15 protein-coding genes, 1 tRNA gene and 2 pseudogenes are annotated in these 17,225 nt (G+C 64.3%); 7 read left to right on the forward strand and 11 right to left on the reverse strand.

Annotated features, from left to right (window positions below):
• Positions 1-321: 321 nt before the first annotated feature.
• A pseudogene (locus ACVWWN_RS10670) lies at positions 322-503 on the reverse strand (recombinase family protein); the annotation flags it as partial.
• 140 nt (positions 504-643) lie between these two features.
• On the opposite strand from ACVWWN_RS10670, the gene ACVWWN_RS10675 reads away from it, so the two are divergent.
• The 4 genes from ACVWWN_RS10675 to ACVWWN_RS10690 all read left to right on the forward strand — a co-directional run bounded on the left by ACVWWN_RS10675 (position 644) and on the right by ACVWWN_RS10690 (position 5,738).
• Positions 644-805, forward strand: a complete 162-nt coding sequence (locus tag ACVWWN_RS10675; RefSeq protein WP_457143870.1) for a hypothetical protein — start codon at positions 644-646, stop codon at positions 803-805.
• Between the two features lie 1,203 nt (positions 806-2,008).
• Positions 2,009-3,838, forward strand: coding sequence for an amino acid permease (locus ACVWWN_RS10680; RefSeq protein ID WP_457143871.1), 1,830 nt, complete (start codon positions 2,009-2,011; stop codon positions 3,836-3,838).
• On the forward strand, positions 3,835-4,716 hold the full coding sequence (locus ACVWWN_RS10685; RefSeq protein ID WP_457143872.1) for a universal stress protein: 882 nt from the start codon (positions 3,835-3,837) through the stop codon (positions 4,714-4,716). The genes ACVWWN_RS10680 and ACVWWN_RS10685 overlap by 4 nt, the downstream gene beginning before the upstream one ends.
• A 464-nt stretch (positions 4,717-5,180) precedes the next feature.
• Complete coding sequence (locus ACVWWN_RS10690) at positions 5,181-5,738, forward strand: DUF6611 family protein (protein ID WP_457143873.1); 558 nt, start codon at positions 5,181-5,183, stop codon at positions 5,736-5,738.
• 39 nt (positions 5,739-5,777) lie between these two features.
• Here ACVWWN_RS10690 and ACVWWN_RS10695 read toward each other — a convergent pair whose 3' ends face one another.
• From ACVWWN_RS10695 to ACVWWN_RS10720, 6 genes and pseudogenes are all read right to left on the reverse strand, one after another.
• Positions 5,778-6,029, reverse strand: a complete 252-nt coding sequence (locus ACVWWN_RS10695) for a TOTE conflict system archaeo-eukaryotic primase domain-containing protein (RefSeq protein ID WP_457143874.1) — start codon at positions 6,027-6,029, stop codon at positions 5,778-5,780.
• An 85-nt stretch (positions 6,030-6,114) separates the two neighbouring features.
• Complete coding sequence (locus ACVWWN_RS10700) at positions 6,115-7,095, reverse strand: ABC transporter substrate-binding protein (protein ID WP_457143875.1); 981 nt, start codon at positions 7,093-7,095, stop codon at positions 6,115-6,117.
• Positions 7,092-9,143, reverse strand: a complete 2,052-nt coding sequence (locus ACVWWN_RS10705) for an ABC transporter permease (RefSeq protein ID WP_457143876.1) — start codon at positions 9,141-9,143, stop codon at positions 7,092-7,094. The genes ACVWWN_RS10700 and ACVWWN_RS10705 overlap by 4 nt, the downstream gene beginning before the upstream one ends.
• Positions 9,143-10,090, reverse strand: coding sequence for a quaternary amine ABC transporter ATP-binding protein (locus tag ACVWWN_RS10710; protein ID WP_457149074.1), 948 nt, complete (start codon positions 10,088-10,090; stop codon positions 9,143-9,145). Before ACVWWN_RS10710 ends, ACVWWN_RS10705 begins: the two co-directional genes overlap by 1 nt.
• A gap of 201 nt (positions 10,091-10,291) precedes the next feature.
• A pseudogene (locus ACVWWN_RS10715) lies at positions 10,292-11,678 on the reverse strand (aldehyde dehydrogenase family protein).
• 134 nt (positions 11,679-11,812) lie between these two features.
• Entirely contained in the window at positions 11,813-11,962 is a 150-nt protein-coding gene (locus tag ACVWWN_RS10720) for a hypothetical protein (RefSeq protein ID WP_457149474.1), read from the reverse strand.
• Positions 11,963-12,122: 160 nt separating this feature from the next.
• On the opposite strand from ACVWWN_RS10720, the gene ACVWWN_RS10725 reads away from it, so the two are divergent.
• The 3 genes from ACVWWN_RS10725 (at position 12,123) to ACVWWN_RS10735 (ending at position 13,313) form a co-directional block, all read left to right on the forward strand.
• Positions 12,123-12,308, forward strand: coding sequence for a hypothetical protein (locus ACVWWN_RS10725; protein ID WP_457143877.1), 186 nt, complete (start codon positions 12,123-12,125; stop codon positions 12,306-12,308).
• Positions 12,308-13,084, forward strand: a complete 777-nt coding sequence (locus ACVWWN_RS10730) for an enoyl-CoA hydratase-related protein (RefSeq protein ID WP_457143878.1) — start codon at positions 12,308-12,310, stop codon at positions 13,082-13,084. Before ACVWWN_RS10725 ends, ACVWWN_RS10730 begins: the two co-directional genes overlap by 1 nt.
• Positions 13,085-13,230: 146 nt before the next feature.
• Positions 13,231-13,313, forward strand: a tRNA-Phe gene (locus tag ACVWWN_RS10735).
• Between the two features lie 110 nt (positions 13,314-13,423).
• On the opposite strand, the gene lfrA is transcribed toward ACVWWN_RS10735, so the two are convergent.
• From lfrA to ACVWWN_RS10755, 4 genes are all read right to left on the reverse strand, one after another.
• A complete protein-coding gene (gene lfrA / locus ACVWWN_RS10740; protein WP_457143879.1) occupies positions 13,424-15,040 on the reverse strand; it encodes an efflux MFS transporter LfrA in 1,617 nt (538 codons plus the stop codon).
• 38 nt (positions 15,041-15,078) lie between these two features.
• Entirely contained in the window at positions 15,079-15,645 is a 567-nt protein-coding gene (locus tag ACVWWN_RS10745) for a TetR/AcrR family transcriptional regulator (protein WP_457143880.1), read from the reverse strand.
• A gap of 108 nt (positions 15,646-15,753) precedes the next feature.
• Positions 15,754-16,365, reverse strand: a complete 612-nt coding sequence (locus ACVWWN_RS10750) for a sigma-70 family RNA polymerase sigma factor (protein ID WP_457143881.1) — start codon at positions 16,363-16,365, stop codon at positions 15,754-15,756.
• Between the two features lie 117 nt (positions 16,366-16,482).
• Entirely contained in the window at positions 16,483-17,124 is a 642-nt protein-coding gene (locus tag ACVWWN_RS10755; protein WP_457143882.1) for an HD domain-containing protein, read from the reverse strand.
• Positions 17,125-17,225: the final 101 nt, after the last annotated feature.

Consider the following 17,225-nt stretch of genomic DNA (forward strand, 5'->3'; position numbering starts at 1 on the left):
GATATGCAAATAGCTCAAGTGCCGCGACAAGTACTACACCTAACTAACTGAACGGCATGCCGACCGGCATTTTGCTGTTGGTGTGGTTGCCCGAGTAGCGGGCCAGGTGGGTCGAGACTCGGGGCAAGCGGGGACCGCGCCATGTCCGCGCAATGAGCGCCGATCTCGATAAGGCCCAGGCCGAAGGGGTCGAGTTGTCACATCGCTATGACTACCGCGGCCGCCGCCACAAAACAGTAGCAGTATCCCATTGGGCACAGAATCTGTTGAACTCGCCTAGGTATGGCCCTCAAGCTGCACGAAAACCGTTGCGAAATACTGGGATCGAAGCAGTCGGTGCTTGCGGGCAATGACCACGCTGTCTCCGGGTCGGGCATAGTCGAGCAGCGCGACCAATCCCGGCCGGACCGTCTTGGCTGACCCTGAGAGTTTGTCGGTGAACACCCGACTCGGATCGACTCCGGCATCAAGTGCGGCAAGTCGAACTCCAGGTCCTGGCCGATGGTGCTGACCCGCGCCTAGCCGAGCATCACCGTCATACGCATACGTCTCACCACTTGCGGTACCTGTCGGCGTTGTGCGCCGAAGGCAATCAGGCGCTTGGTGCGCTGATGGCGGAGATCCACCGCAGCGGACGGGCCACATGAATGTCTTGGCAGCGCTGGCGGTACAGGCCCTGGACTTCGCCCACCTGTCCGCGGATCGACTCGGCGGCGATATCCAGAAGTGGCTCGACGAGTCGGTGATGGCCCAGGACACCGCCGAGACCGAGCGGGACGAAGCCGAGATGGGCGGCGAGGGATAACCTTCGGGGCCGTAACTGACCCATGCAAGGTGCGGGGCGAGCCGCCCCCGCTGTCGCAGAGCACGAGTGCGAGTCCCTCAGACACCGCCTATCCGGGTCATCTCCATCAGCGACCGGGACGAGGAAGAGCCACATGACTGATTCTCGATCCCCGACCTTCTACGCGCCATCAAGGAGTGGCCGAACACCTGCGGCAGGACCGCCACACAAAGACGCAAAGGGCGTTAAACACGCTCGGGTCATTGTGGCGCTAACCCACCACCCGACCTGGCGGGTGGTTGTCACTCCGGACCCACTGCCAGCGGTCGGGGCTCAGCAACCAGAAGTTGGTGCCCTCTACCTCAATCCCAAGCACTCCACCCGGATGGACAACGTAACGAGCCCCATCACCGAAATGGTGGATAACCCACCTGTCATGCGGCTCCGAGCCTTCTTCGGGTGGTGCGATCGCGTAGACAGAGAACGCCATGGCGGGGAGCCTTTCATGAAGGCGCGCCCAAAGGCCGCGGTTGACTTCTGACTCTAACTCCAGGTAGCCGCCACCTCGAACCGAAGCCACCTACCAGAATTTGATAATTCTTCTTCACAAAATTCATTACGGCTGTGTGGCCGTGAGCTGCACGGCAAATCGTCACGTGGTTGTCAGAGACGGGACCGTCGGGCCTGTTGCGCTCAGCCCACGCGCTATCTCTACGCGCTCGGCTGCGCCAAGGAGCTGCCGAGCGCCTGGCGCGCACGCGCGCGGGGGGCACCACAGGTCGCGGGCATCGTGCAGGCGGGCTTCGCAGTCGTGGTCACCGGGGCTGTTTACGCTCGCCAGGCTCGACCCCACGCTCACACTGTCATCCAGCCCAAAAATGTGATGTAGATCACTATATGGGCGGAATTTGTGATCCATCACACTATGGTAAGGGCCATCAGTTTTACATTGAGATCTATGTCTCGTAATACGCAACACGGACGAAGAGGCGGGGCGGCCCCTCAGAGCCGCTGGTCGAACGACGCAAGCGACAGGTACTGCAGGGAGGTTGATGTGACAACAACGAGCGATCAGGTCGGATCCGGGGGTCAGGCATCCGCGGGTGTGGCGGCTCCGCCGGAGGCGAGCGGCTGGCCGCGATCCGAGGCACGCGAAGTTGTTGGGCGGCAGGGCTCGTCGCATGCGGACCGGGTCTTCTCGGTTTCTGTTCATGGAGGCGCGCGATGAGCGGGGGGCCAACTCTCAAGCAGGGTCTCAGCGAGCGTCAGCTGAGGATGATCGCCATCGGCGGCGTGATCGGCGCGGGCTTGTTCGTCGGCTCGGGCGTGGTCATCGGCAGCACTGGGCCCGGTTCGTTCATCACGTACGCATTGTGCGGATTCCTGGTCATCATGGTGATGCGGATGCTGGCGGAGATGGCGGTGGCCAATCCGTCGACGGGATCGTTCGCCGATTATGCCCGCAACGCGCTGGGCGGTTGGGCGGGATTCTCGGTCGGTTGGCTTTACTGGTACTTCTGGGTGATCATCGTCGGGTTCGAGGCCATCGCTGGAGCCAAGATCGTTCAGTACTGGCTGCCCGGTATCCCGCTGTGGTTGTCTTCGCTGGTTCTGTTGAGCCTGATGACCCTGACCAACCTGTTCTCGGTTTCATCCTTTGGTGAGTTCGAATTCTGGTTCGCTGGCATCAAGGTCGCCGCGATTATCGTGTTCCTCACCGTGGGCACGGCCTTTGTGTTCGGTTTGTGGCCGCACAAGTCCATGGACTTTTCCAACCTGACCGCCCATGGCGGCTTCTTGCCCCACGGCGCGATCGGCATCACGGCCGCCGTCGTCACAGTGATCTTCTCGATGACCGGCGCTGAGGTCGCCACCATCGCCGCGGCGGAGTCGAAGGATCCCGCAAGAGCGGTGGCCAAGGCCGCCAACTCGGTGATCGCGCGCATCGCCATCTTTTACGTGGGTTCGATCTTCCTGCTGACGGTGATCCTGGCGTGGAACGACAAGACCGTCGCCGCGTCGCCGTTCGTGGCCGCGTTCACCAAGATGGGAGTTCCTTACGCCGACCACATCATGAACGCTGTCGTGCTCACCGCGGTGCTGAGCTGTCTGAACTCGGGCATGTACACCGCGTCGCGGATGCTGTTCGTGCTCGCCGCGCGCCGCGAGGCACCGATGCAGCTGGTTGGGGTAACTCGCCGGGGTGTGCCGGCCGTCGCGATCCTGGCGTCCTCGGTGGTCGGTTTCCTCTGCGTTATCGCCGCCGCGGTTTCGCCGGACACCGTCTTCGCGTTCCTGCTGAACTCCAGCGGCGCGATCATCTTGTTCGTCTACTGCCTCATCGGTGTCTCACAGATCGTGCTGCGGTGGCGCAGCGGGTCTGAAAGCCTGCAGGTGAAGATGTGGCTGTTTCCGGTGTTGTCCATCTTCACCGTCGCCGGGATCGTCGCGATCCTGGCGCAGATGGGCCTGCAGAAGGATTCGCGATCACAGTTGGTGTTGAGTCTGCTGTCGTGGGCGGTTGTGGTGGTGCTGTATTTGGCCAATAAGTGGTTCATGGGCCGCCGCCCGGTCGTCGAGGGAGCGATCGCCACGGCGAAGCCGCGGCGGGTGCTGGTGATGGCAAACCAGACCGTCGATTCTGACGAGCTGCTCGACGAGCTGCGCCGCCTCGGCGCCGGTAGTGCCGCCAGATACTACGTTGTCGTGCCGGCCAGCCCGATCGCAACCGGCGTGGCAGCCAAACACGGCCCCCTCGATGTGATGGTGGCGACCGAGGAAGCCGCCAGAGCGCGGCTGGATTACACGTTGTTGACGCTGCGCTCGGAGAATCTGGATGTGGACGGCGCATTGGGCGATTACCGGCCGCTGCGGGCGCTGGCCAACGCGGTGGACACCTTTCACCCAGATCAGATTGTCATCTCGACGCTGCCGCTTGAAGATTCGGTGTGGCATCGCTTTGAAGTGGTCGACCGGGCCCGCGCCGAGCACAGCGATATTCCGGTGAGCCATGTGGTGGCACACCCGATCCCGGCAGGAGCGGGTGTGCAATGACGATCATCGCGGGCTTCAGCTCCAGCCGGCAAGGCAGCGCGCCACTGAACCTGGCGGCGCAGTTCTCACGCACCACCGGTGAGAAGGTCGTCGCCACCGCGATCGTCGAGCGGGCACTGCCCGCCGGCATCGACCCGATCGAGGATGAGTACCAGGGCTACGTCTCGGCCCAGGCGGCGGCATCACTCAAGCGGGTGGTCAAGGCTACGGGCGGCGAGGATGTATCGGTGATCATCCACGAGTCGACATCGATCCCCAGGGGATTGATGGAGTTGGTCGATCAATATCGTGCCGAACTGGTGGTGGTCGGCTCGTCGTCATCGGGGCTGTTGGGCCGGGTGGCACTGGGCAGCGTGACCGAATGGCTGGTACACAGGGCGGCCGTGCCGGTCGCAATCGCCCCACGCGGCTATCCGTCGAGTCCCGTTCCCATCAAACGGCTCACGGCCGCTTACGGTGGCGCGGCGGACGCCGTTGGCCTCATCCAGAGCAGCGCGGAGCTAGCCGAAAAATGGTCCGTACAGCTGCGGATTGCCTCCTTTGCGGTGCGTCCGCCCACGACGTTCGGGGGCTCGATCGAACGTTCCGCAGAGAACCTGGTCATACAACAGTGGACGCGCAAGACGATGGACGCGGTGCTCAAGCAGCTCAACGAAGCCCGCGCGAACATTGCAATCCCCGATGTGGACGTCGTGATAGGCGCCGGCATCGGGTGGGGCGAGGCGGTGGACGACATCGCCTGGGAATCCGGCGACATGCTGCTACTGGGATCGGGTGCTGCCGGCCCACTGGCCCAGGTCTTCCTCGGTACAGCTGCTTCAAAAATCCTTCGGCATGCGCCGGTCCCGGTCATGATCCTGCCGAGACTGAGGGCCTAGCGGCATCGAAGCGCGGATCTCCATGGCACACGCCAGCTTGTCGGCGGCAAGACAGAGGCGCCAGCCACGCGTGGCCATGGAAGCCCCGCTTGCAATCCGCGCCCCGGCCTTCGCTGCTGGGGTCGTGTGCAAGGTCTCGAGGAAAACGGTCAGATGCTGCGGTAGCGATACACCGAGCCGCGGCTGCCGAGGTCGGGATGTGCAATGGCAAGGACACCATGGGCTACATCGACCATGCGCCCATTGGTGTGTAATCGCGTGTGCCGTTGCGACTCAATCGGGTGCTACGACAGATGCCTCGCCGACGATCGGGCTGCGGCCATGTCTCAATGTCGCCACGGCATATGGTCAGAGGTTTCCGGTGTATATGCTGCTGCCCACCCTCTCGAGAGAGCCGTCAAGAAAATGTGTGAATCGGGCGGTCACGCGCGTCTAGCGCGGGTACACCTCGATACATGGCGCGCATGCCGGGGGGCCCGGGCGTTCTGCGCCGCGGCTGGCTGCGGCTGGTCGACGGCGCCTTCCCGTGGGGATCATTCATTGTCTGCCTCGACCGCATGGGGGTGACCCGGTACCGGTTGGTCATCTACCCACCCGGCATCAACGAGACCGAGCGGTGCCGTCTCCGCGTGTGGCGGGGCTGGCCGATGTGGGGAGCGCTGTTGTGGATCGCGTCCGATGTCATCCTCAACGGGCTGATCGGGCCAGGGACTGCACTGGGAATTTCGACTGCCGCCTTTGTCGGCACCGGTGTCGTGGCGTTCATTCGGGCCGGTGATGTCCGCGGCCGGGTCCGCACGATGAGTGCGACCGTGATGTCCGGCTACCCCGATCCGCTGTCACAGGATGCTCGCCGCGAGCTGCGGGCACTGGCGGCCACGCTGATCGAGGCCGATGACCGCCGCCAACTGGGACTGCTCTCGCCGATCGAGTACGAGCTGACCTGGTGGCGGGTGTATGACCAGATAGAACCGGACCATTCGCGTCTACACCGCCTGCATTGGTGGGAACGCACCGTCTGATGTCGGGGCTGCATCGACTTCTGCGCCGAGGCACCCATTTCAGAGCTCCGATGGCGCGCCGGCCGACCGCAACGCAGAAGTGTTGGCGATCGGCGTCCAGTGTCGTTCCCGTGCCGCTTTCATATAGGCCAGTGCGTCGAGCATCGCGGCCTCTTTGTCGAAATCGGCTGCGACCCACCAACATGTGTCATCGTCGCCAAGCGGATAGAGGCCGATATGGACCCCACCGCGTAGGTGTTGTCCGACAACCTCGGGGGTCAACGGAAGATGCCGTGCGTCGGCGCGGTTCATACCCGCCTGGTGGAAATCGCCCGGCCTTGTCAAGAGTCGCGGCGCGCGAGCTTTCACGTCGCGCGCACGTCTTTGAGCAGGTTCACTAGGCCGCGTTCTCCGCGCCCGTGCCGGCCAGCCACTTGGCGACAAGCTGTGGGTGCGCATCGATGAACTTCTTGGCGGCCTCGTCGTCGCTCATCCCGTCGACCGCGATCGAGCGGGCGACCGAGTTCTGGTCCTCTGCGGTCCACTGGAAGTTCTTCACCAGCGTGTATGCCGGGCTTCCGGATTCCGCGAACTTGGTCGAGACGATCTTGTCCAGGTCGTAGTCCGGATAGTCGCAGGCGATCTTGGCCGGGTCATCGTCGCACCCCTTTGTGTAGGGCGGCAGATTGATCTTCACCATCGGCACTTCGCTCAGCAACCACTGCGGCGAGTAGAAGTATGCGAGCAGCGGTTTCCGTTGTTGCTGGGCCTGACGAATACTCGAGATCAGCGCCGTTTCGCTGCCGCCCTGCACCACCTTGTAATCGAGGCCAAGGTTGGACACCAGCGCGTCGTCGTTGGTCACGTATGCCGGATCTCCGTCGAGCAACTGCCCGTTGTCACCGGATTCCGAGGTCCTGAACAGGTGGGCGTACTTGTTCAGATTCCGCCAATCGATGATGTCCGGATATTGCTCGGCCATCCACGGCGGCACGTACCAGCCGATCTGCCCTTTGATGCCGGTAGAGCCCGCGCTCTCCGCGACGCCCATGTTGTCGATGTACTGCTGCCTGAGGTCGTCGTGACCCCAGTTCTCCAGGATCGCGTCCACCTGCCCGGTCGACATGCCCTGCCAGGACACCTGCTCGGCAATATGTCTCTGCTTGACGAAGCAGCCCAACACGTTCTCCGCGAGATACGTGATCACCGCCGCATTCGCCTCGTACCCGACCCAGGAATTGATGGCCAGGTTGAAGGTGCCGCACGGCTTGCTACCGGGTTTCAGCTCGCCCCGCGCTTGCAGGTCCGACACCTTGGTGGCGTTGCAGCCCGAGATCAGCAACACGAGCGCTGCGGCCGCAATGGCGAGTCGTTTCATTCCTGTGTCCGTCCTATCCGTTTCGATGCGGCTGCGGTCGTGCGGTCGAGAATCGTGCCCAGCAGCACGATCGCAAGACCTGCCGCCAAGCCCTTACCGAACAGGCTGGTCTGCGCGAAGCCGGCCACCACCAGGTAGCCCAGCGCACCGCCGCCGACCAGACCGGCGACGACCACCATGGAGAGCACATATATAAGGCCCTGATTCGTGGCCAGCGTCAGGGATCGAACGGCCATCGGCAGCTGGACCTTGCCGATGACTTGCCAGGTGTTCGACCCCACCGAGCGCGCCGCCTCGACGGTCTCGGCCGACACGCCGCGGATGCCGTCGGCCATGATCTTGATCGACACGGGCGCGGCGTAGACGATCGCCGCCACGATGCCGGTGAACCGCGACGCCGAGAACAGCGCCAGGAACGGAACCAGGTAGACGAATGACGGCATGGTTTGCGCGGCGTCCAGGAACGGTCGCACGATCTTGTCCGCGGTCGGGCCGCGGCCCATCCACACGCCGACCACCACCCCGAGGGCGACGACGATCACCGTGGCGACCAGCACTGCGGCCAGGGTGTCCATGGTGGCCTGCCATAGCTCGAGCGGCCAGAGGATGAGGCCGAGGCACACCGCGGTGATGACTGCCGCGATCCAGCCTCCGACGAGCGCCGCGATCGCGGTGATGGCGACGAAGGTGAGCCACCACGGTGACTGGTCCAGCAGCGCCTGCAGCGGGTCGAGCGCCACCGCGGTGACCACGTCCTTGATGCCGTTGGTCACCCCGGAGAAGCTGGTCTGCGCCCAGTTCGTCACGGCATTCGCGGCGTTGATGATGGGCGTGCCGACGTCGAGTCCGATATGCACTGACCCGATTTGCAGTGACGATGGGAAGATCGCGACCAGCTGGTAGGTGTAGGACAACCAGAGCGCGATCGCCGTCACGACGGCGCCGATCACTATTCCTGGCCGCCGATACTTATTGGGCTCGGCCGACTTACGTCGTTCGTTCTCCACTCGCTCACTGGCTGCCGTGGTCGTTCGGTCCAGGATGATCGCCATGATCACAATCGCGAGTCCGGCGTTGAACGCCGTGCCAACATCTTGGGTCGACAACGCCTGGATGACCACCTGGCCGAGGCCGGGTGCGGCGATCAGCGCGGCGATCGTCACCATCGCCAGCGCGGCCATGATGGTCTGGTTGATGCCAAGCACGATGGTGCGCTTGGCCATTGGCAGCAGCGCCCCGAACAACTCCTGAGATCGAGTGGCACCGAGTGACTCGACCGCCTCACGCGACTCCGAGGGCACCGACCGAATGCCATGCGCTGTAAGGCGAATGACCGGGGGAGCCGCATAGATCACTGTCGCGATGATTGCCGCTGCCGGGCCGATCAGGAACGCCAGCGTCAGCGGCGCGAGGTAGACGAACGACGGCAGGATCTGCATGAAATCCAGCAAGGGTGTGATCAGGCGATTGAATCTGTCTGACATGCCCGCCCAGATGCCCAATGGGATCCCGATGAGCAGCGATATCGCCACCGCGGCGATGGTCAGCGCCAGCGTCTCCATGCTGTCCTGCCACAGGCCTTGCAGACCCATGAACAAAAAGCCGCACAGGGTGAGCAGCCCGACCTTCCAGTTGCCGAGCATCCAGGCCAGGAATGTGGACAGCACCACGACGCCAAGCCAGCCGATGTAGGGGACAGGTCGCCCATCAATCGGGTGCGCGATCAGGTCCGCGATCGCGGTGCCGAACGCATCGATCACCGACCGGATCGGATTGAAGAAATAGGTGAAGAGCGGATTGGTGTTTCGGCCCTCGCCGACGCGGGTTTGCAGGTCGGATAGCCACACGTGCAGCGGTTTCGTGTCGGCCGGGGCCAGAGCCAGGGTGTTGCGGCTGCGCAGGAAGAAAAACAGCACGATCCAGACACCCAGCACGGCGCCGATGGCCGCGATGAACTGTGCCGGCCCACGTTCGGAGAACCACGACGTCCGCGGCTGCGCCTCCGGTGCCGATGGTGCCGGTGGTGCTCCGACGGTGACCGCAGCCATCAGGCGCCGCCCTCGTCGACCTTGCCGATCACCGCGAGGATGTCGCTACGGCCAACCATGCCGAGCAGCTTGCCGTCGGCGACCACCTTGATCGGCTTGTCGGCGGCGAGCACCGGGTCGACGGCGTCGCGGATAACGGTATTGGGTCCCATCTCGGGACCGTCTAACGGATCAGCGGGCCGTTGCTCGCGCATGATCCACTTCAGCGTCAGCACCCGCGAACGTGGTACGTCACTAACGAATTCACGCACGTAGTCATCGGCCGGGGCGCCGACGAGCTCGTCGCCGGTGCCCATCTGGACCACCTCGCCGTTGCGCATGATCAGGATCCGGTCGCCGAGCTTGAGCGCCTCGGACAGGTCGTGGGTGATGAACACCATCGTCTTGCCCATCTCGTGGTGGAGACGGATCACCTCGTTCTGCATGTCGCGCCGGATCAGCGGATCCAGAGCTGAGAACGGCTCGTCGAAGAGCAACATGTCGGGATCGCTGGCCAGCGCGCGCGCCAGCCCGACCCGTTGCTTCATGCCACCGGACAGCTGATCCGGGTACGAGTTCTCGTATCCGGCGAGCCCGACCAGCTCGGTGACCTCGGTGGCGCGTTTCATCCTGTCCTTCTTGTCTACGCCGCGGACCTCCAGGCCGTAGGAGACGTTCTCCAACACCCGCCGGTGCGGCAGAAGACCGAAATGCTGGAAGACCATCGAGACCTTGCGGCGGCGTAGATCCCGCAGTTCCTTCTCGCCCGCGGACGTGATATCGGTGCCTTGGAACACCACATGTCCCTTTGTCGGCTCGATCAGCCGCGTCAGGCATCGCACCAGCGTGGACTTACCGGAGCCGGACAGGCCCATCACGACGAACACCTCGCCACAGCCCACGTCGAAGCTGACGTCGCGCACGGCGACCGCGCACCCCGTCTTCTTCTTGATGTCCTGGACGCTCATCCGCTCCATCGTCTCGTCGCACGCGACATCGGAAGCCTTGGCGCCAAAGACTTTCCACAGTCCATCGACACTCAGTTCGGCGTCGCTGCGCTCGGGGATGGGCGGGGTGACGACCGCCGTGGACGCGGTTTCTGTGTGGATGGCCACCGGAATCTCCTAACTTCTCGGGCTGTCGGTCGACCGGTGCATTGCGCGCCGGGGTTACCCGCGGAACCAGCGTTCGCGCCGTAGATTGGTGTTCTGCCAGATGTGCTCGATTTCGCCGTATTCGTCGAGTCCGACGCGGCCGAGTTCGCGACTGTGGCCGGAGCGCTTCATGCCGCCCCATTCGGCCTGCGACGCGCTGGGCCTTGCCTGCGTCATGGGTCCACACCGCGTTTGCCAGCCCGTAGACGGTGTGATTGGGCAGCCGCAACGCTTCGTCTTCGTCGGTGAATGTCTCAACGGTCAGCACCGGACCGAACGAGGCCTCTTGTGTCGCAGTCAGTCCCGAGTGGCAGCCGTCCAGAATCGGTCGGGGACAGAAGAACCCGTCACGCAGATGCGCGTCCTCCGGCCGGCGACCGCCGCACCGCAGCACGGCGCCCTTTGCCAAACCAGCGGCCGCGTAGACACCGAGCTTGTCCCGGTGGGCGGCCGGGGTCAGCGGACCGGTCTCGGCGTCCGGGTCGAATGGTCCGCCGAGCGTGGTCCGCTCGGCGCGTGCGACAACCTCGTCGACGAACCGATCGTGCAATGACTGCTCGACGATGAGCCGGGCGCCTGCCGAACACACCTGCCCGGAATGCAGGAACACGGCGGTGAGGGCGAAGTCCACCGCAGTCTCGAAGTCCGCGTCGGCGAAGACAACGTTCGGGTTCTTGCCGCCGAATTCGAGTGCGACCCGCTTGACAGTCGGTGCGGCAGCGGCCATTACGCGGGTACCCGACGGGACACCGCCGGTGAACGAGACCATGTCCACGTCGCGATCCTCCGACAGCGGGGCACCAGCCTTGGGCCCCGAGCCGAGAATCAGATCGGCAACGCCGGCGAGCAGACCGGTTTCTTCCAGCGCTCGCATCAGGAGCGCGGCGGTAGACGGCGTCAGCTCACTCGGTTTGAGCACGACGGTGTTGCCCGCCAATAGCGGCGGGGCCGCCTTCCAAATCGCCTGCAATAGACGGTAATTCCAGGGAATGATCAATCCGCAGACACCGACTGGCTGGTAGACCGGGCCACTGATGGCATCCACCTTGTCGGTGTCGACAACGTGTCCGGCCTCGGTGCCGCCGATACCCGCGTAGTAGCGCGGACACGCCACCACATCATCCATGTCGTCTTCGGCTTCGATCATCCGCTTGCCGGTGTCAAGTGCCTCGGCGCGGGAGGAATCCTTGCGGTCGCGATCGATGAGATCGGCGGTGCGCCGCAGCACGTCCGCCCGCTCGCGTTCCGGCCATGGCCCGGTGTCGAAGGCTTCGCGCGCGGCCGCGATTGCGGCGTGCATGTCCGCGGTGGACCCCTCGGCGCCCATTGCGACCAGCCGACCGTCAGGGGGACATCGGAGCTCACGGGGCGGTCCCTTGCCCGCGCGGCGCCACCCACCCATGATGTACAGATTCAGGTGTTCTGCCACCGGCCCTGCCCCTTCATGCAACAGACTGGACCGTGCGAACAGCGGTGTCAAGGGGACGGCAGAAACGAACCCGCTGGTAATGCAGCATGGCGTTGGAGGCTTGACCGTCAAACCGGAATAGCGGTTACAGCCAGCACGAACCCGTCGTCGTAATGCCCGAAGGCGGTGGTGCGCTGCAGGCGCAGCACGTCGGGATAGCCGGCCAGCTCAGCGACCGCGTCCAGGGCGGGCGCGCCGTTGATGGTGGCGGAAATCATCAGTGGCCGTTCGAGAGCTGGCTGCCGGACAACGCCGACGATCGGGCACTCTCCGCGAGAACGCCCCGATGATCGAACTAATCTGGAATCTGCGAGATGTACAGCTACCCGTCTTCATTGAACCTGACCGTTCGTAGAACCCCGCCCGATCATCGGGCCGATGCATGCGCTCGGCGTGCCCGCGAAGATGTCGGAGAGACGCCCGCCACGGTCCGCGCCCCCGCTCGGCCAGCACTCGCGGGGGATACTGCGAGAGCTGGGTCGCACCGACGCCGAGATTGACACGCTCATCGCCGGCGGGACCGTCGAGGAACACCACCTCAACACCAAGGAGGTCGACAGCTGATGACAGGACTTCGCCTCGAACACCACGGCGCCATCGCCGAACTCGTGATCGACCGGCCCGAGAAGCGCAACGCCATGTCGTATGAGATGTGGTCGTCGGTGCCCAAGCTGGCCGCGGAGGCCGACGCCGACGAGTCGGTCAAGGTCCTCGTGCTGCGCGGCGCCGGTCGGCACTTCTGCGCGGGCCCTGACATCGGCGAGTTCCGCACCCACCGTTCGACCGCTGACGCGGCCCGCGATTATGGCGAGCGCGTCGAGGCGGCCGCGCACGCGTTATCAGGCATGAGCAAACCGTCCATCGCGATGATCCACGGCTTCTGCATAGGCGGCGGTTGCGAGCTGGCACTGGCATGCGATATGCGCTTCGCCGACACCACTGCGGAATTCGCGATCACCCCGGCGAAGCTGGGCATCGTCTACAGCTTTGACTCCACCCGCCAGCTCGTTGCGACCACCGGCCCCGCGTTCGCGAAGTACCTGCTGTTCTCGGGCAACCGGGTCAACGCCGCGCACGCGCTGCGGGTGGGGCTCGTCGATGAGCTCGTCGACCCTGCCGACCTGGCGGAGATCACCACCGAGTTCGCGACGACGATCGCGTCGCGCTCTCAGGTCTCGGTGCGGGGAGCCAAGCGGCTGATCGAGAAGATCGTCGCCGGCGAGGACGCGCCCGACGAGGAGGCTGCTTCGCTGCCGATCCTGGCCGTCGAGAGCGAGGACTACCGTGAGGGCGTCAACGCGTTCCTGGAGAAGCGTCCGCCCGTGTTCCGGGTGCGCTGACGTGCTCACCCCCGACACCTCCTCCGGCAAGCGACCACATAAGCCGATCGGCTGGCGCGCAGCGGGTCACTACATATGGCCAAATAGGGCCAACGAGCCGGACCAACTGATCTAACACGTCTGAATGCCAGGCAACCATCCGGTTTGGCTGGCGCAAACAAGTTCCATCCGAGCGCAGGTCCGTCTGAAAAGCGGAAGGTCGCCGGTTCGATCCCGGCACTGGCCACCACGTTCTACCTGCGCCCTGGGCGTACCCAGGCGGGCGGCCGGCGCGCCTCTTGGAGGCTGAGTGTCACCGCCGGCCCAAACTGAGTCCCGGCGACAGCCCCATCCGATCCGTCACTCCGAACTGCTATGACACACCGAATCCGCCGACCGTGGGGCAAAGCCCTGTGCTGATTCCGGTCGTTCCTCGTCAGCGGTAGTGCCACCGGACCGGAAGCAGAAGGCCACCACGCCTGCGGCGACGAGGGTGAGGACCGCCGCAATGGTCGCCGTCGGCGCGATGCCGGAGTCGAACGCCGCGCGTGCCGAGAACATCAGCCGGTCAGCCAGTGCGGGCGGCAGGGTCTGCGCCACCGACGTTGCGCCCCCGATGCTTTCGGACGCGTCGGCAGCCTGGGACCCGGTGAGGCCGCCGGGCAACGTGACGCTCGACCGGTAGAACGCGGTGAAGATGGTGCCGAGCGTCGCGGTGCCGACGACCGCGCCGAGCTCGTACGCAGTCTCCGAGACGGCCGATGCGGCACCTGACTTCGCCGCGGGCACCGACGCGACGATGGTGTCGTTGGTGATGGTCTGCGAGGTGCCGACGCCGACCTCAAGCACGATGAACGACGCCACCACGGCGGCCACGGTCAGGTCGTGGCGAAAGATGAGAATCATCACGAATCCAGCCGACACCAGCACCAGCCCGGCAATGATCAGGGTGGGCGGGGCGAACCATCGGGTGAACCGCACCACGGCGATGCCGCCGATCATCGACAGCACCGCACCGGGCAATGTCACCAGGCCCGCTTGCAGCGGGCTGAGGCCGAGCACCAACTGCAGGTGTTGCGACATGAAGAAGATGAATCCGATGAGGCCGACGATCGAGAGGAAATTGGCCGTGATCGAGCATGTGAACGGCGCGTAGCGGAACAGCTGGACGTCGAGCATGGGTGTGGCGATTCGCCGCTGGCGCCTGACGAACAGTACGCAGGAGCCGACGCTGAAGAGCAGCGCTGCGGCGACCAACCACGACGGCCCGTCGTGCGCAGCAGTCTTGATCGCCCAAACCAGAGGAAGCATGGTGGTCAGCGACAGCAGCACGCTGAACAAGTCGAGCGGTCCCGGGTTCGGGTCGCGCGATTCAGGCACCAACCGCGGTGCGAGCACCAGAAGCGGCAGCAGGATCGGCACCGCGACCAGGAACACCGCACCCCATTGGAAGTGCTCCAGCAACACGCCGCCGACGATTGGGCCCAGCGCCGAGCCGGCGGTGAAGCACGACGCCCAGATCGCAATGGCGAGCCGTCGTGCCGAGGCGTCGGCGAAGATGTTGCGCAACAACGACAACGTCGAAGGCATCAGCATCGCGCCGAAGACGCCGAGCAAAGCACGGGCACCGACGAGCCACCCGGCGCTGGGTGCGAACGCGGCGGCGGCCGAAACGATGGCGAAGCCGCCCGCGCCGATCATCAGCAGTCGGCGTCTGCCGAGCCGGTCACCGAGGCTGCCCATCATGACGAGAAGCGCTGCGAGAACCAGGGAGTAGACGTCGATGATCCACAGCTGCGTCGATGCCGCCGGGCGGAAGTCCTGGGCGATGCTGGGCAGCGCGAACGCCAGGATCGTGTTGTCGACGGCGATCAGCAACGTCGGAAGGATGAGCACGGTGAGCGCCAGCCAGGCGTGCCGCGGGGTGGCGCTGGACTCACGGCCGGATGCAGCGTGGGCATCCGAGCGGATGGACATGGTGTGCTCCTGTGCGAAGGAAAGTATTGGGAGAGAAGCTATTCAGGCTTGATGGTGCCCTGGGTGAGGCTGGCCATGATGGCGTCGACGACCTGCACGCGCGGAGTGCCCTGACTCGCGGCCGCGTAGCCGGCGTTCAGCAGCGCCCAAAAGACCAGTCGCGGCCAACACGGGGGTCCGGCGGTGCCCTGCGTGGCCACCCGGTCGAGCACCTCGACGATCACCTCGTCGCCCGTATCCAGAATGGCGGCCAGCTCCTTGTCTGCCATGATCGCGGAATCGTTATAGACGAACTGGACGATCGGGCCGAGATCCAACTGGCATTCGACGACGCGCCGCAAGGCCTCGACCGGCGGACCGCAGTCGGGCTCGGCGCGTTCGATGGCCGCGTTGCTGAGCTCGTGGACATGCAGCGCCAACGCATGCAGCAGATCGGAGCGCTCGGCGAAGTACCGGTGCAGCGTGCTGCGTCCCACGTCGGCGGCCGAAGCGATGTCGCTCAACGACGCGGCGGGGTTGTCGCCTATGACGGTCATGGCGGCGTCGAGAATCGCCTTCCGGGTCCGCGAGCGTGCGCCACCCCCCGTCCATTGCGGTGCGCTCATGCGACTCAATGTAGCACATATGCTCCGATATGAGACATACATGTCCCATATTGGGTCAGGACAGTTGTGGCTGTACGCGCCAGTAATGGCGTCCCGGCTCCCACCGCATCACGCGGCCGGCGGCGCCTTGACCCATCGCTGCTCAGGCCCGATGCCGCGACGGGCGGCAGCCGGGAGCAGGCTTGTACGCAAGCGTTTACGTCCTCGATGCAGCCGTGACATGACCGTGCCGATGGGGCAATCAGTGATGACGGCGATCTCCTTGTACGAGAACTCCAGCACGTCGGCGTAGTACACAGTCGTCCGAATGTCCTCTCCCAGTGCTGCCAACGCTGTCAGAATTTCCTCATCCGTCACCGATTCCAGCGCGAAATCTTCTGCCGAACGCAAGTCATTCGATGATCGCAGGGCGACAGCGGCCGGCAAGTCCGAAATGCACATCGTTGGTACCTCATCAGGCCGACGCTTCTTCATACGGTATTGGTTGATCCAGGTGTTGCGCACGATCCGGTACAGCCATGCCTGAAGGTTTGTGCCGTCCCGGAACGAGCCGAAGCCTGCATAGGCCCGGAGCATCGTTTCTTGGGCAAGGTCTTCGGCGTCGTGTGTGTTACGGGTAAGACGCAGCGCAGCGGTGAAAACTTGATGGGTCAGTGGAAGCACGTCGCGTTCGAAGCGGCTCTCGATCTGACTCTCAGATGTTCGATTTGTCAAAGACATTGTCAGTAGATCCTTTATATGACAACGACGGCAGGCGTCCACTTCTCAGTCAAGCGGTTGGACACCCGGTGCATCGCAAGGTGGCGTGGTGCTCGCAATGGCAGTTGCCGGTCTCCGCTATTCGGGCCAGCTGCTGTGATTGATGGTTGTCACGAAGTCGTCGCGGACGAACGACGGATCGAAGTGGGCGAGCACATCGGCGTTCATCGTGCCGAAGGTGGTGCGCGGCCGATGTTTCATGCCGTCGGTGAACGCTTGAAGGATGCAACGTTTGAAGTCAGGCCGCGGATGCGCCGATGTGACGGCAGACAAATCATGGGGCGATAGATCGTCACGGCCGAAGCCCAGGACGTCGGTCTCGACTCCTGCGGTGACCAAAGCTATTTCCGGCTCGAGGAATTCGGGCACACCGGGTGTGGTGTGCAAAGCGATGCTCAGCCAAATTCTGCGTGCTTCGCCTTCATCGATGCCGTGCTGAAGGAGGAAGTCCCGTGCGGCGTTGGCGCCATCGACCTCGAACCGGAGGCTCGAGGAGGTGCGGTAGGGCTCGGTCAGCCCGAGGTCATGAAACATCGCACCGACGTACAGCAGCTCGAGATCGGGTTGAAGGCCCCGGCGTCGGCCCTGCACCACGCCGAAGAAGAACACCCGCCGGGAATGGTTGAAGAGCAAGTCGTCTTCGGCATTGCGGATGAAGTCGGTGACGTCGCGTGTCAGCGGGGTGTCGGGGACAGTGACGCCCGCGACGGTGTCGGCCATTCCGGAATCCATAGTCAATCTCCGCCCATCGTGAGAGTTTTCGACTATCACTTTGCCGCCCGTGCCCGGGCGTTCACCATCACCCGTCGGGTGATATTTAA

This window comes from Mycobacterium sp. URHB0021, from assembly GCF_054057895.1.

What these genes read in the sequence shown, in the direction of transcription:
- ACVWWN_RS10675 (WP_457143870.1), top strand. Translation starts at nt 644, where the DNA reads ATGAATGTCTTGGCAGCGCTGGCGGTACAGGCCCTGGACTTCGCCCAC.
- ACVWWN_RS10680 (WP_457143871.1), top strand. Translation starts at nt 2,009, where the DNA reads ATGAGCGGGGGGCCAACTCTCAAGCAGGGTCTCAGCGAGCGTCAGCTG.
- ACVWWN_RS10685 (WP_457143872.1), top strand. Translation starts at nt 3,835, where the DNA reads ATGACGATCATCGCGGGCTTCAGCTCCAGCCGGCAAGGCAGCGCGCCA.
- ACVWWN_RS10690 (WP_457143873.1), top strand. Translation starts at nt 5,181, where the DNA reads ATGCCGGGGGGCCCGGGCGTTCTGCGCCGCGGCTGGCTGCGGCTGGTC.
- ACVWWN_RS10695 (WP_457143874.1), bottom strand. Translation starts at nt 6,029, where the DNA reads ATGAACCGCGCCGACGCACGGCATCTTCCGTTGACCCCCGAGGTTGTC.
- ACVWWN_RS10700 (WP_457143875.1), bottom strand. Translation starts at nt 7,095, where the DNA reads ATGAAACGACTCGCCATTGCGGCCGCAGCGCTCGTGTTGCTGATCTCG.
- ACVWWN_RS10705 (WP_457143876.1), bottom strand. Translation starts at nt 9,143, where the DNA reads ATGGCTGCGGTCACCGTCGGAGCACCACCGGCACCATCGGCACCGGAG.
- ACVWWN_RS10710 (WP_457149074.1), bottom strand. Translation starts at nt 10,090, where the DNA reads ATGAGCGTCCAGGACATCAAGAAGAAGACGGGGTGCGCGGTCGCCGTG.
- ACVWWN_RS10720 (WP_457149474.1), bottom strand. Translation starts at nt 11,962, where the DNA reads ATGATTTCCGCCACCATCAACGGCGCGCCCGCCCTGGACGCGGTCGCT.
- ACVWWN_RS10725 (WP_457143877.1), top strand. Translation starts at nt 12,123, where the DNA reads ATGCATGCGCTCGGCGTGCCCGCGAAGATGTCGGAGAGACGCCCGCCA.
- ACVWWN_RS10730 (WP_457143878.1), top strand. Translation starts at nt 12,308, where the DNA reads ATGACAGGACTTCGCCTCGAACACCACGGCGCCATCGCCGAACTCGTG.
- lfrA (WP_457143879.1), bottom strand. Translation starts at nt 15,040, where the DNA reads ATGTCCATCCGCTCGGATGCCCACGCTGCATCCGGCCGTGAGTCCAGC.
- ACVWWN_RS10745 (WP_457143880.1), bottom strand. Translation starts at nt 15,645, where the DNA reads ATGAGCGCACCGCAATGGACGGGGGGTGGCGCACGCTCGCGGACCCGG.
- ACVWWN_RS10750 (WP_457143881.1), bottom strand. Translation starts at nt 16,365, where the DNA reads ATGTCTTTGACAAATCGAACATCTGAGAGTCAGATCGAGAGCCGCTTC.
- ACVWWN_RS10755 (WP_457143882.1), bottom strand. Translation starts at nt 17,124, where the DNA reads ATGGCCGACACCGTCGCGGGCGTCACTGTCCCCGACACCCCGCTGACA.